Genomic DNA, 26,414 nt, shown 5'->3' with positions numbered 1-26,414 from the left:
GCGCCATTCTACCCCTGGCTGTCCGGCTGAAAAGCGATTAGATTGCGTTGACCTGTCAGGAAAACTCACCAATACCATGAGCCGAGAACTGCCCCCGCTGAATGCCTTGCGCGCCTTCGAAGTCGCAGCCCGCCTGCAGAGCGTCAGCCTGGCGGCGGACGAGCTGCACGTCACCCATGGTGCGGTGAGCCGGCAGATTCGTGCGCTGGAGGCACAGCTTGGCGTGACCTTGTTCGTCAAGGACGGCCGCGGCGTCAAGCTTACCGAGGCGGGTCTGCGCCTGCGCGATGTGGCGTTCGACACCTTTGAACGCTTGCGCGAGGTGTGCGCCGAGCTGCAACGGCAGACCCGCGATGCGCCCTTCGTGCTCGGTTGTCCGGGCAGTTTGCTGGCGCGCTGGTTTATCCCGCGCCTGGACCGGCTCAACCGCGAGCTGCCCGAGCTGCATCTGCAACTGTCCAGCAGTGAGGGTGATCTCGACCCGCGCCGCCCAGGGCTGGATGCCACCCTGCTGTTCGCTGAGCCGCCCTGGCCGGCGGATATGCAGGTGTACGAATTGGCCAGCGAAGCCATCGGCCCGGTGCTCAGCCCTCGGCATGTGCGCGCCAGCCAGCTGCAGCATGCCGCCCCTGCGGCCCTGCTGGCGGAGCCGCTGCTGCACACCAGTTCGCGGCCGCAAGCCTGGCCGGCCTGGGCCGAGCGCAATGGTCTGGCGCCGGATGCCCTTACCCTTGGGCAGGGCTTCGAGCACCTGTATTACCTGCTGGAAGCGGCCGCGGCCGGCCTAGGCGTGGCCATTGCGCCGCAACAACTGGTGGCCGATGACCTTGCCGCCGGACGCTTGATCGCGCCCTGGGGCTTTGCCCAGACCCGCGCCAAGTTGGCCCTCTGGGTACCGCTACGCACGCGCGACCCGCGGGCAGCCAAGCTGGCCGAATGGTTGCGCGCCGAGCAGGCGGAGGTGTAATTGTCATGTTTTTAGTGCTCTTATTTCGCGGGCCTCGGCAATACTCAGTGAAGCGTTGTTAATTCTGTGAAAACAAGCGGTAGCCATTTCAACCTTGAGGGATGCAAGCCAATGAAGATGTCACGTAAGTTGTTGCTGGGTACCGCCCTGAGCGGTCTGTTGTTGAGCGGTTGTGTGTCGAAAGTCACCGAGCAAAGCCAGTATTCCGGCTTCCTGCCCAGCTATGACGGCTTGCAGGAAGTCACCACGCCGAGTGGCCAGAAAGCCATGCGTTGGATTGCCCCAGGCTTCCAGCCGTCGGCGTATGACACCGTGGTGTTCAAGCAGCTCGACCTGTACCCGGCGCCCAAGCCCACCGAGCGGGTCAATCTGCAAACCCTGCAAGAGCTACAGCGTTACACCACTACTGCAGTGAAGTCCGCGCTGGCGCAGAACTACCAGGTGGTGTCGAGCGCGCAGTCCGCCGCGAAGGGTGCGCGAGTGCTGATCCTGCGCGCGGCGATTACCGGCGTGTCGGCGTCCAACGAAGGCATGAAGTGGTATGAGGTGGTGCCGGTTGCTGCGGTGGTAGGTACTGTGTCGGCGGCCACCGGCGTTCGCGACCAGAATACTGAACTCTATATCGAGGCCGATTTTATCGATGCGGCTACCGGCCTGCCGGTCGGCAAGGTAGTGCGCAAGGTGTTCGGCAAGACCCTGGAAAACGACAGCCAGGCGATCAGCGCCAATGACTTCAAAGCGGCCATCAAAGACGTGACTGACGATATGCAAAAGCTGATGAAGTAAGGATGCTCCTGCGCCTGGCGGTGGCTTACCGCCAGGCGCATGCGGCTTGCGGTGCTACCTGCAATGCCCTGCCCCGATTTGCCCCCCGCCCCATGTTTGACTAGCGTTGAGGTATCTCTCACCGAGGATGCCCCCATGCCCAGCCACCACACCTACAAGAAAATCGAAGTTGTCGGCTCATCGCCCACCAGCATTGAGGATGCCATTGAGAATGCCCTGGCCGAGTGCGCCAAAACCCTGCACAACATGGACTGGTTCGAAGTGACCGAGACCCGTGGCCATATCGAAAACGGCAAGGTTGGCCACTATCAGGTCACGCTCAAGGTCGGCTTTCGCATTACGGGTAGCTAGGCATATCACTGTCACAGTCTGTGCCCTATGCTGAATACCTGCTTGGCCGCCTATGGCGGGCTGAGTAGTTGAGGATCGTAATCACAACGAAGGAGCGTTATCGATGATCAAGCAACTCGTGTTGGGACTGGGTTTGTGCGCCATGAGTGGTGTCCTGCTGGCCGCCCCCAAGCCGTGCGCCGAACTGCAGGCGGAAATCGACGCCAAACTCAAGGCCAAGGGCGTTGTTGCCTACAGCCTGGAGGTGGTGGACAAGGGCACGGCCGGTGACAAGCAAGTGGTCGGCAGCTGCGATGCCGGTAGCAAGGAAATTACCTACACCCGCGGCTGAGCTGTCGCGCTCAATAAACCGGGCAATGCCCGGTTTTTTTACGCCGCAAAACCGAGATTGCTGATGTGTACGGACACTTAAATGCTGCCGCAGCGCAGGGTTTTGCCTCGCACCAGCACTTGCTGCTGACTGTCATACAGCCGCGCCCAGGGGCGGTAGCCCTGTTGCCCGGCCTTGAGCAGATAGCGCTGGCCGGCGACAAAGGCCGGAAAGCGCAGGTGCAGTCGGCAGGTGCGGGTTTGCAGCTCTGCCATGCCGTCCTGGCCGCCGCTGGGTACATCAAATTGCAGGCGCACCTGCAGGTCATGCTCACCGGGGCTGACCTGAAAATACCGGCCATCATTGACTGAACGGTTATCCAGACGATCGGCCATCAGCACATTGCCGGGTGCTGTGGCCAGGTCGATCCAGGCCTGCTGTGGGTCGACCGCCGGCAGCGGCCCGGCGCAGGCACCGAGAAACACCAGCGCAGGAAGCAGCAGGCAGTGGCGTACGCGAACGGTTGATTCGCCGGGGTCAATGTTCAAGGGTTTTCGCCACGCCGCTGAGCAGTGATTGAAACTGTTGATCCTGATCGGCCGCGCTGCGGAACAGGGCGTGCAGGCGATCGCTGGACCCCGTCAGCAGGCGCATCAGCAATTCTTCTTCCGGGCCGGTCAGGCACAGCTGGGAAAATTCATGGAGCAGGGCATCGAGCATGTTCTGCAGTTCGCTGCTGCTGCTGCGGGTGACCTCCAGCTTGGCCTGCTCCATTTCCGCAATCATCTGTTGCAGCACAGTGGCGGTCGCTTGAATGCGCACGGTCCGCTCACGGGCATAACGTTCGATGATCATGGCCTTGCAGCGGGCCTCCAGGCCATTGCCGATGTAGCAGATATGGTCCTTGATGATGCCGTAGCGCAGCGGATCGTCGAGGGGCATGTTGCGGATCAGTAAGCCCACATGGGGGTAGTTGAGGATGGTGCGATTGTTGAAGTCAGAAATACGCCCCAGGTGTCGGGAGTTCTCGATGACCTCCTGTTCGATCGGGCGTTTGACGCCATCGTCGTAAAAATACTCCAAACCACGGTCATGAAATATCCCAAGGCTCGCGTGCAGCCCCAGCTCATTGAGAATCTGCAGGGTCAGTTCGGCCAAGGCGCCGAATTGCTGGCAGGCAAAGCTGCTCTCCATAAACTGCAGGATGCGCCCCAGCTCGGCATTCATGCTCATGGACTGGAAGGCAATCTGCGACGACTGGTTGAGCTGTTCGCGCATGCTTGAGGTGTCGCGCAGTTTCGCTTCCACCCGCTTGAGGCGCGCCGCCAGTGCTTCCGGGCTGATCGGCAAGTGCACATAGTCGTCGGCACCTGCGGAGAAGGCGCGGATGCAGTCGGGTTCGGCCCCGTTGTCGACCAGAAAGAACAGCGGTGGCCGCCCTGGCCGCTCGTTCAGGCGGGCCAGTTGGGCGGTGTAATCGGCGCAGCGCTCGTCGACCAGGATCAACTGGCACTCATCACAGGGTTCGGTGCACACCTGAATGCCGTGTTGCTCCAGCCCCGCCTGCCAGACGCTGCGGTGCTCGGCGGCCGCAATCAGGCAAATGGGCAAGGGCGCAGGCTCTAGGACGGCACTGTCATTGCTGGCAAAATCTTCATCGTCCCACAGGTCGATTCCTGACATCGCATATCCTTCGCTCGGCGCCTGGTTGGAAGGGGCGGCGGTGGCGCACGGCGCATCCACGGACCCTGCCACGGGTTCGTCAGGCAAGCGTAGACGATAACAGCTGACTGCCCAGACAAAATTGGCGCTTAGGGAGCCTGGTGCAAATCCTTGAGGGCCGCGTAATTACTGGCGTTGTAGCTGAAATAGGCGCGCGCCTTGTCCGTCAGTGCGCGCCTGATGTGGATGATGTATAGCGTGCGGTTGTCTTGCACGATGTGCCGACTTTGCTGGAGAATAAACGATATTAATTATCATTTAAGAATTCCCGCCCATGTCCGTTCCCGACAATGCCCAACAGCAGGTCGTGCAGGCGCTCTATCACGAGCACCATGACTGGCTGCGGTCATGGCTGCGCAAGCGCTTACCCTGCGCTGACAGTGCCGCTGATCTGGCCCAAGACACCTTCGTGCGGGTGCTGCTCAGCCGCAAGGCGTTCGACCTGCGTGAGCCGCGTGCCTACCTGAGCAGCATTGCGCGTAGCCTGATGATCGACGGCTTTCGCCGGCGAGCCCTGGAGAAGGCCTACCTGGAGACCCTTGCGGCCCTGCCGGAGCCGCTAGATATCTCCCCGGAACAGCGGGCACTGATTCTCGAAACCCTGCTGGAAATTGACCGCATGCTTGATGGTCTTGGCCAGCGCTGCCGTGAGATCTTCCTCCTGGCCCAGCTCGAAGGCTTGAGCCAGGTCCAGATCAGCCAGCGCCTAGGGCTGTCGACCAACACCGTGCGCAAGCATCTGGTGCGCGCGTTGACTCAGTGCCTTCTGTTGATTGAGGGCTGAAGCATGGCCGCGCCATCCTCCGAACACGCCATCCTGGAAGCGGCGGCCCGCTGGTTTGTAGACCTGCAAGCAGCGCCTGATTGTGCGCCGACCCGCGAGGCGCATCACCTATGGCTGCAGGCCAGCCCCGCACACCAGCAGGCCTGGGTGCGCCTGGAAAAACTGCAGCACAAGTTCGGCGTATTGCCCGGTGCGATCGCCCTGCCGACCCTAGCAGGGCAGCGCACCCGACGTCGCGAAAGCCTCAAGCTGCTTGGCTTGTTGCTGCTCGGCGGCGGCACGCTCGGCCTGACCTGGCAGAGCACTCCGTTGCGTACGCGCCTGGCCGACCACCGTACCGGCACCGGTGAGCATCACAGCCTGCGCCTGGCCGATGGTGGGCAGCTGGAGCTGAATACGGGCACTGCGCTGGATCTGCGGTATGACGAGCGCCTGCGCGAAGTGCGTCTGCACGCTGGCGAGATTCTGGTCTCGGTCGCCGCCGATCCACGGCCCTTCGTGGTGCATACCGCCCAAGGCAGCATTCAAGCGGCGGACGCGCGTTTCCTGGTCCGCGAGGAGGCCGGGCGAACTCACGTCGGTGTGCTGCAACAGGCACTGGCGGTGCGGCTGCAGGATGCCGTGGATAGACCGCTGCGCGTCGAGGCGGGCCAGCAACTGGGGTTTTCCGCCCACGCCGCCAGCCCCAGCAACACCCTGGAGGCACATGCCGACGCCTGGGTCCGCGGCATGCTGATCGTCAGCGATTGGCCGCTGCCGCGCTTTATCAACGAGCTGGCGCGCTACCGTCCAGGCCTGCTCGGCTGCGACCCGGCGCTGGCTGAGCTGCGCATCTCCGGGGCGTTCCAATTAGCCGATAGTGATGCGGTATTGGACAACCTTAGTGCCACCCTGCCGCTGCGTATTCAGCGCATCAGTCGCTATTGGGTGCGCGTCGAACCGGCGTGAAAGACCCCAAGCGGAAAAATAGTTTTTTTGGGTGTTGTTGATTCTATTTCTCATTCGACTTGGTAGGAAAGCGCCATCCGTGCGTTGCCAACGCCAACCCATCCAAGGAATCCTCATGTCGCGCCCGACCGCCTCGCGCAGCACCCCGCTGCTCCGTTTCCCCGTGCCCAGCCCACTGAGCAAGGCCATCCACCGTGCGTTGCTCGGCGCGGCCCTGGCCTTGCCACTGGGCGGCGCGCTGCTGGTCGAACCGGCTTGGGCACAGAGTGTGGTGGCCGAGCGCGAGTTCGCGATTGCCGCCGGTTCGCTGGAGTCGGCGCTGAACAGTTTCGCTGCCACCGCCGGGGTCAACGTGTCGTTCTCCCCGGATGCGGTGCGTGGTCTGGAGTCGGGCGGCCTGCACGGGCGCTTCGGTATCGACCAGGCCCTAAACCAGTTGCTCGCGGGCAGTGGCCTGCAGGTGGTGCGTCAGGCCAGTGGCAACTATTCGTTGCTGCTGCCAGTGGAGGCTGGCGATGCCCTGCAGCTGGGCGCCACCAGCGTCACCGACAGCGGACTGGGTGCCACCACCGAGGGTAGCGGCTCCTACACCACTGGCTCGACCAGTACGGCCACCGGCCTGCCACTGTCGATCCGCGAGACGCCGCAGTCGGTGTCGGTGATCACCAGTCAGCGTATGCGCGACCAGGGTCTTACCGAACTCAATGACGTAGTGCGCCAGACGCCCGGTCTGACCATCAACCAGAACGGTAACGGCGGCTCGGACGGCAACACCATCTACTCACGTGGTTTTGCCGTGCAGAATTACCAGATCGATGGCCTGCAGCTGCTCGACAGCAACTACGGCAGCACCGCGCAGAGCAACGACATGGTGCTGTATGACCGCGTGGAAGTTATCCGCGGCGCCACCGGCTTGACCAACGGCGTTGGCACCCCCGGCGCCACCCTGAACATGATCCGCAAGCGCCCGACCATGGAGTTCCAGAGCAGTGTCTCGGTCACTGGCGGCTCTTGGGATTATCAGCGCACCGAGGTCGATGTCAGTGGCGCGCTGACGGACAGCGGTAACGTGCGCGGGCGCTTCGTCAGCGCCTATCAGGACAACGAGTCGTATATCGACCGCCTCAACGAGCGCAAGAAGGTGTTCTACGGTGTGATCGAAGCCGATTTGGATCCCGACACCCTGCTGACTGCGGGCATTGATTCGCAATCCGACGACTTTGATGACCACGCCCGCGGTGGCTTGCCGCTGTACAACGCCGATGGCTCGCTAGCCGACTGGGACGAGTCGGATTCTGCTGGCGCCTCCTGGGCCTATTCACGGCGCAGTGCCGTTTCCGGCTTTGCCATTCTCGAGCACAACCTGACCGAGCGCTGGAAGGCCAAGTTGAGCCTCAACCAGCGCCGTAGTGAATACGACGAGCTGAGTGGCTATGCGGGCGGCGGTAATCCGCAGCCAGACGGTGGCGGCGTGATCCTGTATGCCAACCGCTGGAAGGCCAAGCCGGTGCAGAACAGCTTCGACCTGAACCTTGCTGGTAGCTACGACTTGTTCGGCCGCGAGCACGATGCAGTGTTCGGCTACAGCCAGCAGAACACCGACTACACCACCCCGATCTACACCTGGCATCGGCCGTTCCCTGAAATCGGCAATATCTACACCTGGGATGGTAGCAATCCAGGTCGTCCGCCACTTCCGGCCTATGGCCGCCAGGATTTTAGTGAAGAGCAGGCGGCGGGCTATGGCAGTACTCGCCTGCGTATCACCGATGACCTGTCGTTCATCCTCGGTGCGCGTGTTATCGATTGGGAAAACACCATTAAGTATGACTACGACGACGTGACAGAAACCGACACCAACGCCCAACGCAGCGAAACCGGTGTGGTCACGCCGTTCGCCGGCGTGGTCTATGACCTCAACGAGATCTGGTCGCTGTACGGCAGCTACACCAGCATCTTCAAGCCGCAGAGCAACAAGACCCTGGACGGTGCCTATATCGACCCGCTGGAAGGCGTCGGTTATGAAGTGGGCAGCAAGGCGGCGTTCTTCGATGATCGCCTGAACCTCGGCCTGGCGTTGTACCAGATCGAGCAGGACAACCTGGCCGTGGCGCTGGATAACCAATACGCCCCGGACGGCAGCCAGGCCTACCGCGCTGAGTCCGGCACCAAGACCCGCGGCTTCGAGCTGGAAGTCTCCGGCGAACTGGCCGTCGACTGGCAGGCCAGCGCCAGCTTTAGCCGCAATATCGTGCAAGACAGTGAGGGGCAGAAACTCAACACTAACGTCGCGCAGAACACCGCCAAGCTGTTCACCACTTACACCCTGCGCAGCGTTGGCAACGGCCTGACCCTGGGCGGGGGCGTCAACTGGCAGAGCGAGATCTACAGCGACGGCGTGGGGCCTAACTGGGACCAGCGTTTCACCCAGGACGATTACGCCCTGGTCGACGTGATGGCCCGCTACCCCCTGACCCAGCAGCTGACGGCCACCCTCAACCTCAACAACCTGCTCAACGAGGAGTACTACACCACCACCTCCTCCAGCTATTACGGCACCCCGCGCAACGCCACCCTCGGCCTGCGCATGGAGTTCTGATCGGCGGATGTCGGCGTTAGTGCCGGAAACATCCTGTCACCGCTTGTTGGCAATGGCGCTGTGGGTTTTACCGCGCTCATTCGTCCTTAGCATATGAATCGTGCCTTTCCGGGCGGTTCGATGTTTTTCCCGCCGCTGGCCTGGCCAGCGGTTTTTTTCTTTGCACCGGGTGATGGTCGCTTGCCGATGAAATCAATTTCTTTCTCCCGTGGGTCCGTGCTCACGCTCGTCTCCCGCACTGCCGCAGCGATTCTCGGCGGCTACGCCTTGGCCGCGGCGGTCGTGATCTTTCTTGGCGCGATCCTGCCGCTGCCCAAGGGCCAGGCCATTCTGGCGGCCTCGTTGGCCAGCTTTGCGGTGTATACCGCGGCCATCGTCTGGGTCTTTGCTGTCCAGGACAACCGTCGCGCCTGGCGTGGCCTGCTCCTGCCGGCCGTGGTGCTGACACTGCTCGGCTGGTGGCTGGGGAGCGGCGTATGACTCAGTCTGCGGAGCAGAACGTGGAGCATGTTGTAGATCCGCTCGTGGAAAAGCAGGGCCTGCGTCAGGCCATGGCCTGGTTGCACACCTGGGGTGGGTTGTGGGCCTGCTGGGTGCTGTTCGTGGTGTTCCTCACCGGCAGCCTTGGCGTGTTCGATGACCCCATCACCCGTTGGATGAAGCCGCACCTGCCGCAGGCCCGTTCACTCAATGGCATGGATGACGGTGTCGACCGGCCGCTGGCGGTGCGCCTTGGTCAGGCTTACCTCAACGAGCACCAGCCGCAGGCGCATTCCTGGGGCATTGCCCTGCCCGATGACGACGATCAGGCGGTGCGGCTGTTCTGGCAGGACGCCAACGAGCAGTTCCACAACCAGCGCATTGATACGCTCAGCGGCCAGCCGCTGGCCGACGCCAACCAACGCGAGAGCGAGGGCGGCCATCACTTTGTGCACATGCACTTCGAATTCCATGCTGGTACCGCCGGCATCTGGTTTGTCGGCTTTTTCACCATGGCCTTGCTGGTGGCGCTGGTCAGCGGAGTGATCATCCACAAGCGCATCTTCAAGGACTTCTTCACCTTCCGCCCCGGCAAGGGACAGCGCAGCTGGCTGGATGCGCACAACGCAGTGTCGGTGCTGAGCCTGCCGTTCCAGCTGATGATCGCCTACACCGGTCTCGCGACCTTCTACGCGCTGTATATGCCGGCCGGTATCGCCGTGCATTACCCCAGCGACGAGGCCTATTTTGCCGACCTGCTGACCCAGCCCGAGCCGCGCGAGGAAACCGGCATCGCCGCTGCCGTCACCCCGCTTGACGTGCTGCTGGTGCACAGCGAGCAGCAATTGCAGCGCCCGGTGAGTTTTGTCAGCGTCGAGCATCCCAACGACAGCAGCGCTGCGGTGCAGACCTTCGGCCGCTTTATCGAGAAGAGCGGCGAATACCGCCTGCTCGGTGACGGCAGTGGTAGCGTGCATTTCGACGGTGTGAGTGGCGCGCAACTTGACCTACAGGCCCCTGGCGAGCTGCGCGGCGGCGCCGCCCAGGACGTGCAATCGGTGATGGCCACCCTGCACTTCGCAGGGTTCGGCGGCTATGCCGCGCGCTGGTTGTATTTCATCTGTGGCCTGGCTGGCGCGGCAATGCTGGCCAGCGGAGCGATCCTGTTTATGCTCAAGCGGCGGCAGCGTTCGCTGCATGAATTTGGCGCCCGCACGCCGCAGGTCTATCGAGTGATCGAGGTGCTGAACATCGGCACGATTGCCGGGCTAAGCCTGGCCTGTATTGCCTTCTTCTGGGCCAATAGGCTGATTCCCCTGGGCATCACAGCTCGCGAAGAATGGGAGATCGTCGCCTTCTTCGCGGTCTGGCTAGCGACCTACGTCCACGCCGCCCGGCGACCGCCAGGCCGCGCCTGGGTCGAGCAACTGTTGGCCTCCGCACTGCTGTGCCTGGCGCTGCCACTGCTGAACTGGCTGGTGATTGGCGAGCAGTTCGTCAGCTACCTGCAGCAGGGTGACGGCGAGCGCGCCGGGGTCGAGCTGGTGGCCATCGCCATCGGCCTGCTCTGCCTGTGGACGGCGCAGCGGGTCTGGCGCAAGCGCCAGGTACGCCAACGGCCTCGCCACCAAGCCGCAACGGCAAGCGCCGTGGAGGTGCGCTGATGGACGTGCTGCTCGCCAGCGGGCTGGCCCTCAGCCTGTGTTACGCCGGCCTCAGTGGCCTGTGCCTGGCCATGAACCGCCATCACCAGCAGGTCTGGGCGTACAAAGCACCGGCCCGGCAACGCGGCCTGCGCATCGCCGGCTGGCTGCTGCTGGTCCTGGCCCTGTGGCCCTGTGTACAGGCCTGGGGCGCAGCAGTCGGCGTAGTGCTTTGGCTCGGTTGGCTGGCGCTGGCGGGTCTGTTGCTGGTTCTGCTGCTGCCCTATCGCCCGCGCACCGCCGCTCTGCTGGCCGTCCTCACGCTGCTTGGCAGCCTGCCACTGTTGCTGCGTGCCGCGCTGTAATCCGCCCGCCTTTGCTAACGAGTAACCGATGAACCGCCTTTCCCGCTCCATCCTGCTCCGTGGATTACCGGCCGTGCTGGTGTTGTTGCTGTTGTGCGGCTGGCTGTGGCGTGGCGAGTCAGGCCCGGTCTTTGCGACCGAGGCGGTCAGCCGTGGTGATATCGAGGCCACGGTGGTGGCCATCGGCACCTTACAGCCGCGCGAATCGGTGGATGTCGGTGCGCAGGTGTCCGGCCAGGTCACCCGCCTGCATGTCGAGCCGGGGGCTCAGGTCGAGAAGGGCCAGCTGCTCGCCGAGATCGACGCCAGCCTGCACCAGGCCACGGTCGAAGCCGACCGAGCGGCACTGGATGGCCTGCGCGCGCAGTTGGAAGAACAGCAGGCGCAGTTCGACCTGGCACAGCAGCAGCACCAGCGCCAGCAGCGCCTGGCGGTGGACGAGGCGACCCGTGAGGAAGACGTGCAGGTCGCCGCTGCCACGCTGAAAGCCGCCCAGGCGCGGCTCAAGCAGCTGCGCGCGCACATCGCCGAAAGCCAGGCGCGGCTCAAGGGCAACGAGGCGCAGCTCAGTTACACCCGCCTCTACGCGCCGATTGCCGGCACCGTGCTCGGCGTCGACGTCAAGCAGGGCCAGACCCTCAACGCCACCTACCAGACACCGACTGTGCTGCGTATTGCCGACCTCTCGGCCATGACCGCCTGGACCAAAGTGTCCGAGGCAGATATCCGTCAGCTCAAGCCGGGCATTGGTCTGTACTTCACCACCCTCGGTGGCGACGGCCGCCGCTGGCACGCGAAGATCCGCCAGGTCCTCCCTTCGCCGCCGCTACCGCCCGCGGCATCCGGCGATGCTGGTGGTGCACCGGTGGCGATGAAGGCGGTGCAATACACCGTGCTGTTCGATGTGAACAACGATGACGGCGAGTTGATGCCGCAGATGACCGCCCAGGTCACCTTCGTCACCGCCGCCGCCCGCGACGTACTCACCGCGCCGCTGGAAGCGCTGCAGGCAGTCGACGGTCAGGTCGGCCTATTCCGCGCCCGCGTACTAGACGCCCAAGGCCGCCCGCAGGCGCGAGAGGTGCACATCGGTGCGCGCAGCCGCCAGCGTGTTGAAGTGCTCGACGGCCTGCAGGAGCAGGAACAACTGATCACCGCCGAGCTGCCGGACACCCACGCGGCGAGGTTCCAGTGGTAAGCACCCCGCCGCTGATCGAACTGCAGAACATCCGCCGCTGCTATGGCGGCCACGACGGCGCCCCGGAAGTGGCGGTGCTGCGCGGCGTCAGCCTGGCCATTGGCGCTGGCGAGTTTGTCGCCATCGTCGGCGCGTCCGGCTCCGGCAAGTCGACCCTGATGCACCTGCTCGGCTGCCTCGACCGGCCGACCTCCGGCACCTACCGCTTCGCCGGACGCGATGTTGCCGAATTCGATGCCGACCAACTGGCCTGGTTGCGCCGCGAAGCGTTCGGCTTTGTGTTCCAGGGCTACCACCTGATCGCCACCGAATCAGCCCGTGAGAACGTCGAGATCCCTGCGCTGTACGCCGGCATGCCCGCCGAACAACGCCGTGAGCGCGCCAGCGCTCTACTCACTCGTCTGGGGCTGGGTGAGCGCCTCGAGCATCGCCCCAGCCAGCTCTCTGGTGGCCAGCAGCAGCGGGTATCGATTGCCCGCGCCTTGATGAATGGCGGGCGCATCATCCTCGCCGACGAGCCCACCGGCGCCCTCGACTCGCACAGTGGCCAGGAGGTCATGGCGCTGCTGCGTGAGCTGGCGGCGGCCGGGCATACGGTGATCCTGATCACCCACGACCGCGACGTGGCCGCCCAGGCGCAGCGGGTAATCGAGATCCGCGACGGCGAGATCGTCAGCGACAGCGGCGCACCGGATGGCTGGCCCCAGCCCTCAGCGCAAGCGCTGCCGGCGCCAGATATGGCGGCGGCCGGGCAGGGCCAGCGGCTGCCCTGGTGGAAGACCTTCGACGAGGTGGCGCGCTCGGCCTGGCGGGTGATGTGGCTGAACCGCTTTCGCACCGCGTTGACCCTGCTCGGCATCGTGATTGGCGTGGCTTCGGTGATCGTCATGCTCGCCATTGGTTTGGGCACCAAGCAGAAAGTCATGGCGCAGATGGCTTCGATGGGCGCGACCACCCTTTACCTGTACGCCGCGCAACCGCCGGAAGGCGGCCCCTGGGGCGTGCTCAGTGAGCCCGATATGCTGGCCGTGGCCGCGCTGCCGGAAGTCGACCTGGCCACGCCGGTGATCGGCAACTCGCGCACCGTGCAGTACGGCAACGTCTCGCGCGATATCTACGTCTATTCCAGCAACGAACAGCTACCGGCCATCCACCACTGGCCGCTGGCCCTGGGGCGTTTCTTCAACGCTGCCGAAGATGAGGCGCTGGCGCCGGTGGTGGTGCTCGGGCACAAGGCGCGCCAGCAGTTCTTCCGCGACGAGCCGAACCCGCTGGGTCAGCAGTTGTTGATTGGCGATGCGCCGTTTGAGGTCATCGGGGTGATGGCCGAGAAGGGCAAGGAATCCGGCGCCGATTATTACGACGAAATGGTCTTTATCCCTTACAAGTCTGGTCGCGCGCGGGTCTATCAGGACATTCTCGAGCCTGAGTACGCCACCCTCACGGCGATCTCCTCCAGTCAGGTCAAGGCTGCCGGCGAGGCGGTGCGCGAGCTGCTGCTGGCGCGTCACGGGCGTGAGGACTTCCAGGTGGACAATGCCGCCGCCAAGGTCCAGGCCGAGGCCGACACTCAGGACAGCATGACCCGCATGCTCGGTCTGATCGCCGCCGTGTCGCTGCTGGTCGGTGGCATAGGGGTGATGAACGTGATGCTGATGACCGTGCGCGAACGCACTCGTGAAATCGGCATCCGCATGGCCACCGGCGCCCGCCAGCGCGACATCCTCCGCCAGTTCCTCGGCGAAGCGGTGCTGGTGACTCTGGTCGGCGGCAGCATCGGTGTGCTGCTCGGCCTGTTGGTCGGTGCGGCGTTGATCCTGTGGAACGTGCCGCTGATCTTTTCCCTGAGCGCCATGCTCGCCGCCTTTGCCTGCGCGGTGGCCACCGGCCTGCTGTTTGGTTACCTGCCGGCGAAGACCGCGGCGGCGCTCGACCCGGTTGTCGCGTTGGCGGCGGAATAGGATGACGTCCCTAATGAATTACCGCCTGTTGTACCTGCCTCTCCTACTGGTGCTGCATGGCTGCGCCAGCCCGCCGCCCGCCGTGGTCACCCCGGCCGCTCCCGCGCAGTGGCAGCATGCGCTGCGGGTAAGCGCGCAGATCGCACCGGACTGGTGGCAGGGTTTCGCCAATCCCGAGCTGAATCGCCTGGTCGATCAGGCACTGGTGCTCAACGACGATCTGGCCGCCGCCGTCGCTCGCGTACGCCAGGCCGAAGCCAGCGCGCGCATGGCTGGTGCGCCGCTGTTGCCGCAACTCGATGGCACCCTCGGCGCGGGTCGTGAAGGGCGGTTGGGTGGCGATGCCGACGTGGCGGGCAATAGCTATTCGGCGGGGCTGGCGGCCAGTTATGAAGTCGACCTGTGGGGCCGCCTCGACGCCGGTCGCGACAGCGCCCTGGCCGACCTGCGCGCCAGCCAGTTCGACCGCGCGGCGCTGCAGGTCACCCTTAGCGCCGGCGTGGTGTCGAGCTGGTTACAGGGGATCGGCCTGGACCAGCGCCTGCGCATCGCCCGGCTCAATCTGGACAACGCCGAACGGGTGCTGCGCACCGTCGAGTCGCGCCAGCGCGCCGGTGCCGCCACCAGTCTGGAACTGGCCCAGCAACGCGGGGTGGTCGCTGAACAGCGCCGCGCCCTGGCTGCGCTGAGCCAGCAGGCTGACGACAGCCGCGTGGCCCTTGCCGTATTGCTCGGCCAGGGCAGCAGTGCCGGCCTGAACCTGGTCGAGCAGCCGCTGGAGGCCCTGCAATTACCGACAATCGGCGCCGGCGTGCCCAGTGACCTGCTGCGGCGTCGCCCGGACCTGGCCCGCGCCGAAGCGCAACTGGCCGCCGCTGATGCCGACGTACAGGCCGCCCGCGCCGCGTTGCTGCCGCGCCTGAACCTGACGGCTACGGTCGGCGGCAATGCCGAACGGATGTCCGACGTACTTGCCGATCCGATCTATTCGCTGGGTTCTGCGCTGCTCGCACCGATCTTCGACGGTGGCTACCTGGCCACCAGCCGTGACCTGGCCGAGGCTCAGCGCGAGGAACTGCTGGCGGCGTACCGCCGCAGCATTGTCAGCGCCTTCGCCGATGTGCAACTGGCACTCAACAGTCTGGCCGGCGTGGAAGGGCAATGGCAGGCGCAACAGGCAGTGCTGGAGCAAGCCGAGCTGGCCTTCCGCCTGTCCGAGTCACGCTACCGCGCTGGCGCCGACAGCTTACTGACCCTGCTCGACAGCCAACGCACCCTGTACACCGCTCAGGACGACAACGCGCAACTGCAACTGGCACGCCTGCAGGCCGGCGTGGCGCTGTATCGCGCCCTTGGCGGCGGCTGGCAGGTGGATGCAACCGCGCGTTAGGCGTCGAAGCCTTCGGCCAGGTGCAGATCCTTGAGCTTTACGTAATTGCCGGCGCTGTAACTGAAGAAGGCACGTTCCTTGTCGCTCAGTGCCCGCGCCTGTTTTACCGGGCTGCCAACGTAGAGATAGCCGCTTTTAAGCACCTTGCCCGGCGGCACCAGGGCGCCGGCGCCGATGATCACGTCGTCTTCTACCACGGCCCCGTCCATGACGATGCTGCCCATGCCGACCAGGATGCGGTTGCCGAGGGTGCAACCGTGCAGGGTGACCTTGTGGCCGATGGTCACCTCGTCGCCAATGATCAGCGGGTAGCCGTCCGGGTTGAATGGCCCGGCGTGGGTGATGTGCAATACGCTGCCGTCCTGCACGCTGGTGCGTGCGCCGATGCGGATGCGGTGCATGTCGCCGCGGATCACCGTCAGCGGCCATACCGAGCTGTCGGCACCCAGGTGTACATCGCCGATAACCACGGCGCTCTCATCGACGAACACCCGCTCACCCAGCTGCGGCGTCATACCTTGATACGTTCGAATCGCCACGATAGAAATCTCCTGAGCTGCGGTCGGCCGCGATTGTAATTAAGATGACGGCCATGCACAGACGAGAGCAGCGTCGTTTTCCTCTCGTCTGCAGGCGCAGGCCCGCGCCCCACGAACTCTACAGGTACATCCCGTGACTGCCGACAATCCGCTGTTGCAAGACTTCGATCTTCCGCCCTACTCCGCGATCCGCCCGGAACATGTCGAGCCAGCCGTCGACGCCATTCTGGCTGACAGCCGCGTGGCGATTGCCCAGCTGCTGGCCCAGCAAAATGCCGCGCCGAGCTGGAATGGCCTGGTGCTGGCGCTGGACGAGCTCGGCGCGCGCCTGTCCCGCGCCTGGAGTCCGGTCAGCCACCTCAATGCCGTGTGCAACAGTGCCGAGCTGCGCGCCGCCTACGAGGCTTGCCTGCCCAAATTGTCGGAATACTGGACCGAGCTGGGCCAGAACCGCGGCCTGTTCGAGGCGTATCAGGCATTGGCCAGCGGCCCGGCCGCCGCCGGTTTCGACGTGGCGCAGAAGACCATTCTGGAGCACGCCCTGCGCGACTTCCGCCTGTCCGGCATCGACCTGCTGCCTGCCGGCCAGCAGCGCTACGGCGCGATCCAGATGAAACTCTCGGAGCTGACCAGCAACTTCTCCAACCAGTTGCTAGATGCCACCCAGGCCTGGAGTAAGCACATTACCGATGAGGCAGCGTTGGCCGGCCTCACCGACTCGGCCAAGGCACAGATGGCACAGGCTGCGGTAGCCAAGGAACTGGACGGTTGGCTGATCAGTCTGGAGTTCCCCAGCTACTACGCGGTGATGACCTATGCCGATGACCGCGCTCTGCGCGAAGAACTTTACGCCGCTTACTGCACCCGTGCCTCGGACCAGGGACCGAACGCCGGCCAGTTCGACAATGGTCCGCTGATGAGCGAGATCCTCGACCTGCGCCAGGAGCTGGCCCAGTTGCTCGGTTTCGCCAACTACAGCGAACTGTCGCTGGCCGGCAAGATGGCCGAGTCCACCGAGCAGGTGCTGAATTTCCTCCGCGATCTGGCGGTGCGCAGCAAGCCGTTCGCCACCCGCGACCTGCAGGAGTTGCAAGCCTTTGCCGCCGAGCAGGGTTGCAGTGACCTGCAAAGCTGGGACGTCGGTTACTACAGCGAGAAGCTGCGTCAGCAGCGCTACAGCATTTCCCAGGAACAGGTGCGTGCCTGGTTCCCGATCGACAAGGTGCTGTCCGGCCTGTTTGCCATTGTCGAGAAGCTCTACGGCATCCAGATCAAGGAACTGTCTGGTTTCGACAGCTGGTACCCGGACGTGCGCCTGTTTGAGATCAACGAGCATGGTCAGCACGTTGGCCGCTTCTTCTTCGACCTCTATGCCCGTGCCAACAAGCGCGGAGGCGCTTGGATGGACGGCGCCCGCGATCAGCGCCGCGCGGCCAATGGCGAGTTGATCAGCCCGGTGGCCAACCTGGTGTGTAACTTCACCCCCGCGGTGAATGGCCAGCCGGCGCTGCTCACCCACGATGAAGTCACCACCCTGTTCCACGAATTCGGTCACGGCCTGCACCACCTGCTGACCCGTGTCGAACATGCCGGTGCCTCGGGCATCAACGGCGTGGCCTGGGACGCGGTCGAGCTGCCGAGCCAGTTTATGGAGAATTGGTGCTGGGAGCCGGAAGGCCTGGCGCTGATCTCCGGTCACTTCGAAACGGGCGAGCCGTTGCCTCAGGACCTGTTGGAGAAAATGCTGGCGGCGAAGAACTTCCAGTCCGGACTGATGATGGTGCGGCAGATCGAATTCTCGCTGTTCGACTTCGAGCTGCACGCCACCCATGGCGACGGCCGCAGTGTGCTGGACGTGCTGGAAGGCATCCGCGCCGAGGTCTCGGTCATGCGTCCGCCGGTCTACAACCGGTTCGCCAACAGCTTTGCGCACATCTTTGCTGGCGGTTACGCGGCCGGTTACTACAGCTATAAGTGGGCGGAAGTGTTGAGCGCCGATGCCTTCTCTAAGTTTGAAGAAGATGGCGTGCTGAATGCCGAGACCGGTCGTGCCTTCCGCGAGGCAATCCTCGCCCGAGGGGGTTCTCAGGAACCGATGCTGCTGTTCGTCGACTTCCGCGGCCGTGAGCCGAGCATCGACGCGTTGTTGCGTCATAGCGGCCTGACCGAGGACGTGGCATGAGCGACGTGATGATCAGCAAGCGGCGCTTTATTGCTGGCGCGGTGTGCCCGGCCTGTAGCGAACTGGACAAGATCCAGATGTGGGACGAGGACGGCGTGCCGCACCGCGAGTGTGTGGGCTGCGGCTATGCCGACACCCTCAACGAGCAGGGCCAGTCGGTGCCCAAGGAAATTGGCACACGGGTCAATAAGGCCGCTGCCAAATCGGCGGACCCCAAGGTCCAATCGGTGCAGTTTTTCCCCAATCCGAAACTGAAAAAGCCGGCGCCCTAAGCGCCGGCCTGCCGCGCCTGCAACGGGCGCGTGCGCCGCAACCGTTTGGCGTCAGCTGGCGGCCCGTTGTGCCTCGGGCAGCTCCAGCTCGACCCCGAGGTGGCGGGACAGGCATGGCCAGCTTTGCCATGCGGCGACCACCTGCGGGTCATCCAGTTGCTCGCGGTAGGCCTGCAACAGCTGCGGATCAAAATGGCTCGGATTGAGCATGCCTTCAACTGTCAGGTGCACGGCGTCATCAAGCTGATTGGCAAACGTTTCTCCGATCAGCTGGTGCGCAATCAAGTTGGCCACCGTGGTGTCCATCGGGATTAACGCCTGGCCGAATTGGCGGATGTAGCGATCATTCATTTCTTCGATCAAACGATGTGCCAGGTAGGCTTCATCCAGCAGGCCGTCGAGGCCGTCATGGCCGTTCAGCAAGGCCTGTGGTTGGAGAAAATACTCTTCGGCAATCTTTAACACCGGTTTGATTTGCGCGGTGATACCGACTTCGCGGGCGACGGCGTCGGCGGCATCCAGCAGCTCAGGCACCTGATCGATATAGGCGGCGACGAAGCGCTCGAGTACACCCTGGGCATCTTCAACAGGCAGGCGAATGGACGGATGCAGGCGCTCCAGTTGGGTATCGAGCTGCCGGGCCAGTTGGCCTGTGGCGGCTTCGTGCTGGTGGGCGCGCTGGATCAGCTGGCGCAAGGCGGCGGTGTTCATGAAGGCTCCTGAGTGGGAATGGCAACGCACAGACGTTAGCTGCTCTGCGCAATGGCCTAAGACCTAATTGTCATAATTTAGTCACTGTTATGCGAGTGCGCGATGAGGCTATCGACGCCGCATAACCTCCCCTCGCCAGGTTTTGCACTGCTCTGGCGCAAGTCTTTCAGAGATAGTTTGCCCCTGCGTTGTTATGTCGCAGTGGCTGTCTATACTCACAAGCGCAAGGCGTGACCTGATTAAGCCCGACTGCTCTGCAGCTGGGGTGACGGCCGTTTAGCCAGCAGTCTTGGCTGCCGTTCCCTTCGCCGCAGGCTCAGCCGGCGGGATAACAAAAACGATAAGGGGAACCCGCAATGATGCGACATCCACGAGTTTGGATGGGCCTCCTGCTGTGGGCCATGTTCAGCCAGGCCCACGCAGCCTGGACCGTGAACATGGCGCCCGGTGCGACCGAGGTCAGCCGCTCCGTTTTCGATTTGCACATGACCATCTTCTGGATCTGCGTGGTGATCGGCGTCGTGGTCTTCGGCGTGATGTTCTGGTCGATGATCATGCACCGTCGCTCCACCGGCCAGCAGCCGGCCCACTTCCATGAAAGCACCACGGTGGAGATTCTCTGGACCGTAGTACCGCTGCTGATCTTGGTGGTGATGGCGATCCCGGCGACCAAGACCTTGATCGAAATTTACGACTCCAGCGAGTCGGAGCTCGACATTCAGGTCACCGGTTACCAGTGGAAGTGGCATTACAAATACCTGGGTCAGGACGTGGAGTTCTTCAGCAACCTGGCCACCCCGCAGAGCCAGATCCACAACGAGACCGCCAAGGATGCCAACTACCTGCTGGAGGTCGATCAGCCGTTGGTAATTCCGGTGGGCACCAAGGTGCGTTTCCTGGTCACCGCTGCCGATGTCATCCACTCCTGGTGGGTGCCGGCGCTGGCGGTGAAGAAGGACGCCATCCCCGGCTTCGTCAACGAGTCTTGGACGCGCATCGACGAGCCAGGCATTTTCCGCGGCCAGTGCACCGAACTGTGCGGTAAGGACCACGGTTTTATGCCAGTGGTGGTCGAGGCCAAGTCGAAAGAGGACTTCGCCAAGTGGCTGGCCGAACGCAAACAGGCGGCTTTGGCGGAGAAGGAGCTGACCAGCAAGGAATGGACGTTGGACGAGCTGATGGCCCGTGGCGAGAAGGCTTACCTGACCAACTGCGCGGCCTGCCACCAGCCTACAGGTGAAGGCCTGCCGCCGATGTTTCCGCCACTCAAGGGCTCGGCTATCGCCACCGGCCCGGCCGCCGGGCATATCGGCATCGTCGTCAACGGCAAGCCCGGCACCGCCATGGCCGCCTTCGGCAAGCAACTGTCTGAAGTCGATCTCGCCGCGATCATCACCTACGAACGCAACGCCTGGGGCAACACGCTTGGTGACATGGTCACGCCCAAGGACATCCTCGCGTTCAAAAAGGCTCAGGAGTAACGGACATGAGTGCAGTGATCGACTCCACCCACAGCGGCCATGGTCATGCCGACCACGCCCATGGCCCGGCCAAGGGCCTGATGCGCTGGGTACTGACCACCAACCACAAAGACATCGGCAGCATGTACCTGTGGTTCAGCTTCGCCATGTTCCTGCTGGGCGGCTCCATGGCCATGGTGATTCGCGCCGAGCTGTTTCAGCCGGGCCTGCAGATCGTGCAGCCGGAATTCTTCAACCAGATGACCACCATGCACGGTCTGATCATGGTCTTTGGTGCGGTGATGCCGGCCTTCGTCGGTCTGGCCAACTGGATGGTGCCGCTGATGATCGGCGCGCCGGACATGGCTCTGCCACGGATGAACAACTTCAGCTTCTGGTTGCTGCCGGCGGCCTTCGGCATGCTGGTCAGTACGCTGTTTAGCGAAGGTGGCGGGCCGAACTTCGGCTGGACCTTCTACGCGCCGCTATCGACCACCTACGCGCCGGAAAGCGTGACCTTTTTTATCTTCGCCGTGCACCTGATGGGCATCAGTTCGATCATGGGGGCGATCAACATCATCGCCACCATTCTCAACCTGCGCGCCCCCGGCATGACCCTGATGAAGATGCCGCTGTTCGTCTGGACCTGGCTGATCACTGCCTTCCTGCTGATCGCGGTGATGCCAGTACTGGCGGGCTGCGTGACCATGATGCTGATGGACATCCACTTCGGCACTAGCTTCTTCAGTGCTGCCGGCGGCGGTGACCCGGTGCTGTTCCAGCACGTGTTCTGGTTCTTCGGTCACCCCGAGGTGTACATCATGATCCTGCCCGCCTTCGGCGCGGTGAGTGCAATCATCCCGGCCTTCGCCCGTAAGCCGCTGTTTGGCTACACCTCGATGGTCTACGCGACGGCGAGCATCGCCTTCCTGTCGTTTATCGTCTGGGCGCACCATATGTTCACCGTGGGGATTCCGCTCACCGGCGAGCTGTTTTTCATGTACGCCACCATGCTGATCGCCGTACCCACCGGGGTGAAGGTGTTCAACTGGGTCAGCACCATGTGGCAAGGCTCGATGACCTTCGAAACTCCGATGCTGTTCGCCGTGGCCTTCGTCATCCTGTTCACCATCGGTGGTTTCTCCGGGCTTATGCTGGCCATCGCCCCGGCGGACTTCCAGTACCACGACACCTACTTCGTGGTGGCGCACTTCCACTACGTGCTGGTGCCGGGGGCGATTTTCGGCATCTTCGCCTCGGCCTACTATTGGCTGCCGAAGTGGACCGGGCACATGTACGACGAGACTCTCGGCAAGCTGCATTTCTGGCTGAGCTTCGTCGGCATGAACCTGGCCTTCTTTCCCATGCACTTCGTCGGTCTGGCCGGCATGCCGCGGCGGATACCTGACTACAACCTGCAGTTCGCCGACTTCAACATGATCTCGTCGATCGGCGCCTTTATGTTCGGCGCCACCCAGTTGTTCTTCCTGTTTATCGTCATCAAGTGCATCCGCGGCGGCAAACCGGCCGGAGACAAACCCTGGGACGGCGCCGAAGGCCTGGAGTGGACGCTGCCGTCGCCGGCGCCCTACCACACCTTCCAGACCCCGCCGGAGATCAAGTAATGCACGGCGCCTCGGCCAACCGCCGCTTGATCCTCCGCCTGCTGATGCTGGTGGTGGTGATGTTCGGTTTCGGTTTTGCCCTGGTGCCGATCTACGACGTGATGTGCCAGGCATTCGGCATCAACGGCAAAACCGCCGGCGCCTATGACGGCGCGCAGACGGTGGATGAGGCGCGCCAGGTGCGCGTGCAGTTTCTCGCCACCAATGCCGCCGGGATGAGCTGGGAGTTCAGGCCGCTGGCCGATGAGTTGGCGGTGCATCCGGGGGCGAGCAACGAAATGCTGTTTGTTGCCCATAACCCCAGCGACCAGCCGATGACCGCCCAGGCCATTCCCAGCGTGGCGCCGTCCAAGGCGGCGGCGTTCTTCCACAAGACCGAATGTTTCTGCTTTACCCAGCAGGTGTTGCAGCCCGGCGAACGAATTGAAATGCCGGTGCGTTTTATCGTCGATAGAGATTTACCGGCGGATGTGAAGCACCTGACGCTGGCTTACACGCTGTTCGATCTCACTGCGCGTAAAGCGCCTGTGCCCGTAGCAGGCCGATAAGGAGAACACGCATCATGACTCAGCCCCACGAACACTATTACGTTCCCGCCCAGAGCAAATGGCCGATCATCGCCACCCTTGGCATGGGCACCTCGGTGTACGGCTTGGCTACTTGGTTTAACGACATGAGCGCCCAGCGCGCCGACTCCAATGGCCCGCTGATCTTCTCCATCGGCGGTCTGTTTCTCGCCTATATGCTGTTCGGCTGGTTCGGTGCGGTCATCAAGGAGAGTCGCGCTGGCCTGTACAGCGCGCAGATGGATCGCTCGTTCCGTTGGGGCATGAGCTGGTTCATTTTCTCCGAGGTGATGTTCTTCGCTGCCTTCTTCGGCGCGCTGTTCTACGTCCGTACCTTTGCCGGCCCCTGGCTGGGTGGCGATGGCGCCAAGGGCGTGGCGAACATGCTCTGGCCGAACTTCGAGTACGTCTGGCCGCTGTTGCAGACCCCCGATCCCAAGCTGTTTCCGGCACCCAAGGAGGTCATCGACCCCTGGCATCTACCGCTGCTCAACACCGTGCTGCTGGTCAGCTCCAGCGTCACCCTGACCATCGCCCACCATGCCCTTAAACACGGCAAGCGTGCGTTGCTCAAGGCCTGGCTGGCGCTGACCATTGTTCTGGGCGTGACCTTTCTCGGCTTTCAGGCGGTGGAGTATGTCGAGGCTTACCGCGAACTGGGGCTTACCCTGGGCTCGGGTATCTATGGCTCGACCTTCTTCATGCTCACGGGTTTTCACGGTGCCCACGTCACCCTCGGCACGGTGATGCTGGCTGTGATGCTGGTGCGCATTCTGCGCGGCCATTTCGATGCCGAGCATCAGTTCGGCTTCGAGGCTGCCAGTTGGTATTGGCACTTTGTCGATGTGGTGTGGATCGCCCTATTCGTCTTCGTCTACGTGCTGTAGCGCGTCGGCCGCGGCAGGCCAGGGGGCTGTCGCGATGTCTTTACCAGGGCGCGTGGGACACCAGTTGACCGCTGTAGAAGCCCCAGACCAACAGGGCCACGGTCAGTCCGGTAAGGGTCACGCGTAAGGTCAGCGCATTGACCAGGCGGGTGCCTTGGCCTTCGTCCTTGACCAGAAAGAACAAGCCGCTGAACAGACTGGCCACGGTGGCCAACAGCAAGATGACGATCGCCGCTTTGAGCATGGCGTGACTCCTGGGGAGGGGTGATGCACAGCAGTATAGCCAGCCAGTTCGTGATGTTCGGGGGGCGCCCATGAGGGCCTTTCGTCCTGGCCTGCTGCCCACGCTGGTGGTGCTGGTACTGCTGGCGTTGCTGCTGGCCCTTGGCGGTTGGCAGCTGCAGCGGGCGGACGAAAAGAGCGCCTTACTGGCCAGTCAGGAGGCCCGCCGGCAGGCGCCAGCTCAGCCTATCGGCGAGCTGGAGCGCAGCGCCGATCCGGCCTTCCAGCGGGTTTTGCTGCGTGGCTACTTCGATGCCGAGCACAGCCTGCTGTTGGATAACCGCACCCGCGATGGCCGGGTTGGCGTCGAGCTGCTGCAACCTTTCTACGATCAACCCAGTGGCCTGTGGTTGCTGCTCAACCGCGGTTGGTTGCCGTGGCCGGATCGGCGTACCCCTGTGGCATTCAGCACCCCGGCGGGGGCGCTGCAGCTACAGGCTTGGATCTACGTGGCGCCGGGGGAAAGTTTTCAGTTGCAGGCCGACCAGCCGGGCAATGCCTGGCCGCAGCTGCTGACCCGCGTCGATGCGGGCGCCCTGTGGCGGCAATTGGGGCGCGCCGGTTGGCCTTATGAATTGCGCCTGTTGCCGGGGCCGGCAGCCTATCAGGCGGACTGGGCGGTGGTGGCCATGGGTCCGGAGAAACACCTGGGCTATGCCGTGCAGTGGTTTGCCCTGGCAGTGGCGCTGGCCTGTTTGTTTATCTATTTCGGTATCCGTAATGCCAAGGAGCAGTCCGATGCAGCCAGTCAGTCACGCTAAAACTCCGGGGCGTCGTGGGCGCCTGCAATTGCTCTTGCTGCTGGCGGCCACCATCGGGCCGATCCTGCTGGCGACTGCCATGTATAAATGGCAATTCTGGGTGCCAGAAAGCCGCAACTATCACGGCGAGCTGATCGGCAACGGGCAGAGCCGCGCCGAGCTGGGTGTGGCCGCGGCGGAAACCCGCTGGCAACTGCTGGTCACGGCCCCTGCCAGCTGCCAGCGTGACTGCCAGCAACTGGTGTATCTGGCTCGGCAGATCCAGATCGGTCTTGGCCGTGAGGCGGGGCGCGCCAGCCATGCCCTGGCCAGTGCCGAGCCGCTGGCGCCTAGCCTGCAGAGCCAGCTGCAGACGGAATACCCGCAACTCGCTCGCTTGGCCCTCGACCGCCAGCAGCATGACCGCCTGCGTCATGGCGATCCGGCGGCGCAGCTATGGATCATCGACCCTCACGGCAACCTAGTGCTGCGCTATGACGCCACGGCCAATGGCAAGCAGATCCTCAATGACCTGCGCCTGCTGCTGAAGCTGTCGAATATCGGTTAAGGAAGCTATATGGCCAAGCCTAGATATCGCCTTGCCCTGTTTGCCACCGCGCTGGCTCTGCTAGTGGTGCTGTTGGGCGCTTATACGCGCCTTACCCATGCCGGCCTTGGGTGTCCGGATTGGCCCGGCTGTTATGGATTTATCGGCGTGCCGCAGGGCGCCGAGCAGTTGGCCCATGCCGAGCAGCATTACCCGCAGGCGCCGGTTGAGGCGCACAAGGGCTGGAACGAGATGGTCCATCGCTACTTTGCCGGGAGCCTCGGCCTGCTGATTCTGGCCCTGGCGATTCAGGCCCTACGGCGCCGCCGTGAGCCCGGCCAACCGCTGAAACTGCCGTTGCTGTTGCTGGGGCTGGTGACCCTGCAGGCGGCGTTCGGCATGTGGACTGTAACCCTCAAGCTCTGGCCTCAGGTGGTTACCGCACACCTGCTCGGTGGTTTCGCGACCTTGAGTTTGCTGCTGTTACTGACTTTGCGGCTGTCCGCCCGCTGGCCCGCGCTGCCCGCGTTAAGTGTTCGCCTGCGTCGCCTGGCGGTGTTGGGCCTGCTGCTGGTGATCGGCCAGATTGCCCTGGGCGGCTGGGTTAGCAGCAACTATGCGGCGGTGGCCTGTGTCGATCTGCCGACTTGCCATGGCCAGTGGTGGCCGGCGATGGATTTTGCCAACGGCTTTCACCTGACTCAGCACATCGGCCCCAATTACCTCGGCGGTCAGCTCGACAGCGATGCGCGTACCGCCATTCACATGACTCACCGCCTAGGCGCTGTGCTGGTGACCCTGTTGCTGCTGCTCTTGGCTTGGCAGCTCAAGCGCCATGGCCAGGCGCGCCTGGCGGCGCTGTTGCTGCTGGCGCTGGCCGGGCAGATCAGCCTGGGCATCAGCAACGTGCTGCTGCAGCTGCCACTGGCAGTGGCCGTCGCCCATAACCTCGGCGGTGCCGTGCTGCTGCTGACTCTGGTTTCTATCAACTATCGTCTACGCAGACCCTCCGTCATGGCCGTGGCCGCGACGCCCGAACGCAGCTCGCAGGACCCGACGCGCAGCGCCCAGCTGCCGTACGCATAACAATAAGGAGAGA

Annotated in this window: 27 protein-coding genes; 22 read left to right on the top strand and 5 right to left on the bottom strand. The window is 63.5% G+C overall.

The window, feature by feature from the left end; genetic code table 11:
* Positions 1-76 precede the first annotated feature (76 nt).
* The 4 genes from AC56DI_RS14480 to AC56DI_RS14465 all read left to right on the top strand — a co-directional run bounded on the left by AC56DI_RS14480 (position 77) and on the right by AC56DI_RS14465 (position 2,435).
* Positions 77-967 (top strand): LysR family transcriptional regulator, encoded by an 891-nt coding sequence (locus tag AC56DI_RS14480; protein ID WP_496346796.1) that lies wholly within the window; start codon positions 77-79, stop codon positions 965-967.
* A gap of 111 nt (positions 968-1,078) precedes the next feature.
* Positions 1,079-1,753 (top strand): DUF3313 domain-containing protein, encoded by a 675-nt coding sequence (locus AC56DI_RS14475; protein ID WP_496346795.1) that lies wholly within the window; start codon positions 1,079-1,081, stop codon positions 1,751-1,753.
* Between the two features lie 135 nt (positions 1,754-1,888).
* Entirely contained in the window at positions 1,889-2,104 is a 216-nt protein-coding gene (locus tag AC56DI_RS14470; RefSeq protein ID WP_496346794.1) for a dodecin, read from the top strand.
* Positions 2,105-2,207: 103 nt separating this feature from the next.
* Positions 2,208-2,435, top strand: coding sequence for a DUF1161 domain-containing protein (locus tag AC56DI_RS14465; protein WP_496346793.1), 228 nt, complete (start codon positions 2,208-2,210; stop codon positions 2,433-2,435).
* A gap of 77 nt (positions 2,436-2,512) precedes the next feature.
* Here the strand turns inward: AC56DI_RS14465 and AC56DI_RS14460 are convergent, their stop codons facing one another.
* Together AC56DI_RS14460 and AC56DI_RS14455 are read right to left on the bottom strand one after the other, a co-directional pair.
* Positions 2,513-2,962 (bottom strand): PA0061/PA0062 family lipoprotein, encoded by a 450-nt coding sequence (locus AC56DI_RS14460; protein ID WP_496346792.1) that lies wholly within the window; start codon positions 2,960-2,962, stop codon positions 2,513-2,515.
* On the bottom strand, positions 2,952-4,097 hold the full coding sequence (locus AC56DI_RS14455; RefSeq protein WP_496346791.1) for a hypothetical protein: 1,146 nt from the start codon (positions 4,095-4,097) through the stop codon (positions 2,952-2,954). Before AC56DI_RS14455 ends, AC56DI_RS14460 begins: the two co-directional genes overlap by 11 nt.
* Before the next feature lie 313 nt (positions 4,098-4,410).
* On the opposite strand from AC56DI_RS14455, the gene AC56DI_RS14450 reads away from it, so the two are divergent.
* The 9 genes from AC56DI_RS14450 (at position 4,411) to AC56DI_RS14410 (ending at position 15,504) form a co-directional block, all read left to right on the top strand.
* Complete coding sequence (locus AC56DI_RS14450) at positions 4,411-4,920, top strand: sigma-70 family RNA polymerase sigma factor (protein ID WP_496346790.1); 510 nt, start codon at positions 4,411-4,413, stop codon at positions 4,918-4,920.
* Positions 4,921-4,923: 3 nt separating this feature from the next.
* Positions 4,924-5,868, top strand: a complete 945-nt coding sequence (locus tag AC56DI_RS14445; protein ID WP_496346789.1) for a FecR domain-containing protein — start codon at positions 4,924-4,926, stop codon at positions 5,866-5,868.
* Positions 5,869-5,983: 115 nt separating this feature from the next.
* Complete coding sequence (locus AC56DI_RS14440; protein WP_496346788.1) at positions 5,984-8,467, top strand: TonB-dependent siderophore receptor; 2,484 nt, start codon at positions 5,984-5,986, stop codon at positions 8,465-8,467.
* 93 nt (positions 8,468-8,560) lie between these two features.
* Positions 8,561-8,947 (top strand): hypothetical protein, encoded by a 387-nt coding sequence (locus AC56DI_RS14435; protein ID WP_496346787.1) that lies wholly within the window; start codon positions 8,561-8,563, stop codon positions 8,945-8,947.
* Positions 8,944-10,611 (top strand): PepSY-associated TM helix domain-containing protein, encoded by a 1,668-nt coding sequence (locus AC56DI_RS14430; protein WP_496346786.1) that lies wholly within the window; start codon positions 8,944-8,946, stop codon positions 10,609-10,611. The genes AC56DI_RS14435 and AC56DI_RS14430 overlap by 4 nt, the downstream gene beginning before the upstream one ends.
* Positions 10,611-10,955, top strand: coding sequence for a DUF3325 domain-containing protein (locus AC56DI_RS14425; protein ID WP_496346785.1), 345 nt, complete (start codon positions 10,611-10,613; stop codon positions 10,953-10,955). Before AC56DI_RS14430 ends, AC56DI_RS14425 begins: the two co-directional genes overlap by 1 nt.
* Before the next feature lie 28 nt (positions 10,956-10,983).
* Positions 10,984-12,153, top strand: a complete 1,170-nt coding sequence (locus tag AC56DI_RS14420) for an efflux RND transporter periplasmic adaptor subunit (RefSeq protein WP_496346784.1) — start codon at positions 10,984-10,986, stop codon at positions 12,151-12,153.
* Positions 12,147-14,114: a MacB family efflux pump subunit gene (locus AC56DI_RS14415; RefSeq protein ID WP_496346783.1), complete on the top strand. Its 1,968-nt coding sequence runs from the start codon at positions 12,147-12,149 to the stop codon at positions 14,112-14,114. Before AC56DI_RS14420 ends, AC56DI_RS14415 begins: the two co-directional genes overlap by 7 nt.
* Positions 14,115-14,127: 13 nt before the next feature.
* Positions 14,128-15,504 carry an efflux transporter outer membrane subunit gene (locus AC56DI_RS14410; RefSeq protein ID WP_496346782.1) on the top strand — a complete coding sequence of 459 codons (1,377 nt, stop codon included), beginning with the start codon at positions 14,128-14,130 and terminating at the stop codon, positions 15,502-15,504.
* On the opposite strand, the gene AC56DI_RS14405 is transcribed toward AC56DI_RS14410, so the two are convergent.
* Positions 15,501-16,043, bottom strand: a complete 543-nt coding sequence (locus tag AC56DI_RS14405) for a gamma carbonic anhydrase family protein (RefSeq protein WP_496346781.1) — start codon at positions 16,041-16,043, stop codon at positions 15,501-15,503. The genes AC56DI_RS14410 and AC56DI_RS14405 overlap by 4 nt on opposite strands.
* Positions 16,044-16,176: 133 nt before the next feature.
* Here AC56DI_RS14405 and prlC point away from each other — a divergent pair, with 133 nt between their 5' ends.
* Positions 16,177-18,225: an oligopeptidase A gene (prlC, locus tag AC56DI_RS14400; protein WP_496346780.1), complete on the top strand. Its 2,049-nt coding sequence runs from the start codon at positions 16,177-16,179 to the stop codon at positions 18,223-18,225.
* The gene (locus AC56DI_RS14395) at positions 18,222-18,497 is read left to right on the top strand and encodes a YheV family putative zinc ribbon protein (RefSeq protein ID WP_496346779.1); all 276 of its coding nucleotides are present in this window, start codon (positions 18,222-18,224) and stop codon (positions 18,495-18,497) included. Before prlC ends, AC56DI_RS14395 begins: the two co-directional genes overlap by 4 nt.
* A gap of 51 nt (positions 18,498-18,548) precedes the next feature.
* On the opposite strand, the gene AC56DI_RS14390 is transcribed toward AC56DI_RS14395, so the two are convergent.
* Entirely contained in the window at positions 18,549-19,208 is a 660-nt protein-coding gene (locus tag AC56DI_RS14390) for a hypothetical protein (protein ID WP_496346778.1), read from the bottom strand.
* A gap of 356 nt (positions 19,209-19,564) precedes the next feature.
* Here AC56DI_RS14390 and coxB point away from each other — a divergent pair, with 356 nt between their 5' ends.
* From coxB to AC56DI_RS14370, 4 genes are read left to right on the top strand one after another with little or no spacing between them, the layout of a single operon-like run.
* Positions 19,565-20,689: a cytochrome c oxidase subunit II gene (coxB, locus tag AC56DI_RS14385; RefSeq protein ID WP_496346777.1), complete on the top strand. Its 1,125-nt coding sequence runs from the start codon at positions 19,565-19,567 to the stop codon at positions 20,687-20,689.
* A gap of 5 nt (positions 20,690-20,694) precedes the next feature.
* Positions 20,695-22,293, top strand: a complete 1,599-nt coding sequence (gene ctaD, locus AC56DI_RS14380) for a cytochrome c oxidase subunit I (RefSeq protein WP_496346776.1) — start codon at positions 20,695-20,697, stop codon at positions 22,291-22,293.
* Positions 22,293-22,841, top strand: a complete 549-nt coding sequence (locus tag AC56DI_RS14375; protein WP_496346775.1) for a cytochrome c oxidase assembly protein — start codon at positions 22,293-22,295, stop codon at positions 22,839-22,841. The genes ctaD and AC56DI_RS14375 overlap by 1 nt, the downstream gene beginning before the upstream one ends.
* Positions 22,842-22,855: 14 nt before the next feature.
* Positions 22,856-23,746: a cytochrome c oxidase subunit 3 gene (locus tag AC56DI_RS14370; protein ID WP_496346774.1), complete on the top strand. Its 891-nt coding sequence runs from the start codon at positions 22,856-22,858 to the stop codon at positions 23,744-23,746.
* A gap of 40 nt (positions 23,747-23,786) precedes the next feature.
* Here the strand turns inward: AC56DI_RS14370 and AC56DI_RS14365 are convergent, their stop codons facing one another.
* A complete protein-coding gene (locus tag AC56DI_RS14365; RefSeq protein WP_324519706.1) occupies positions 23,787-23,990 on the bottom strand; it encodes a twin transmembrane helix small protein in 204 nt (67 codons plus the stop codon).
* A gap of 70 nt (positions 23,991-24,060) precedes the next feature.
* On the opposite strand from AC56DI_RS14365, the gene AC56DI_RS14360 reads away from it, so the two are divergent.
* The 3 genes from AC56DI_RS14360 to AC56DI_RS14350 are packed head-to-tail and all read left to right on the top strand — an operon-like array spanning position 24,061 to position 26,401.
* Positions 24,061-24,789 (top strand): SURF1 family protein, encoded by a 729-nt coding sequence (locus AC56DI_RS14360; RefSeq protein WP_496346773.1) that lies wholly within the window; start codon positions 24,061-24,063, stop codon positions 24,787-24,789.
* Entirely contained in the window at positions 24,767-25,336 is a 570-nt protein-coding gene (locus tag AC56DI_RS14355; RefSeq protein WP_324519708.1) for a PA_0111/PP_0108 family redox-active disulfide protein, read from the top strand. Before AC56DI_RS14360 ends, AC56DI_RS14355 begins: the two co-directional genes overlap by 23 nt.
* Before the next feature lie 9 nt (positions 25,337-25,345).
* Entirely contained in the window at positions 25,346-26,401 is a 1,056-nt protein-coding gene (locus tag AC56DI_RS14350; protein WP_496346772.1) for a COX15/CtaA family protein, read from the top strand.
* The last annotated feature ends 13 nt before the right edge of the window (positions 26,402-26,414 follow it).

It is taken from the genome of Pseudomonas sp. BGA-UO-ETr-WB11 (assembly GCF_059567785.1).
Note: the sequence above shows the minus strand (reverse complement) of the source record. Positions and strands in the feature narration are given on the sequence as shown.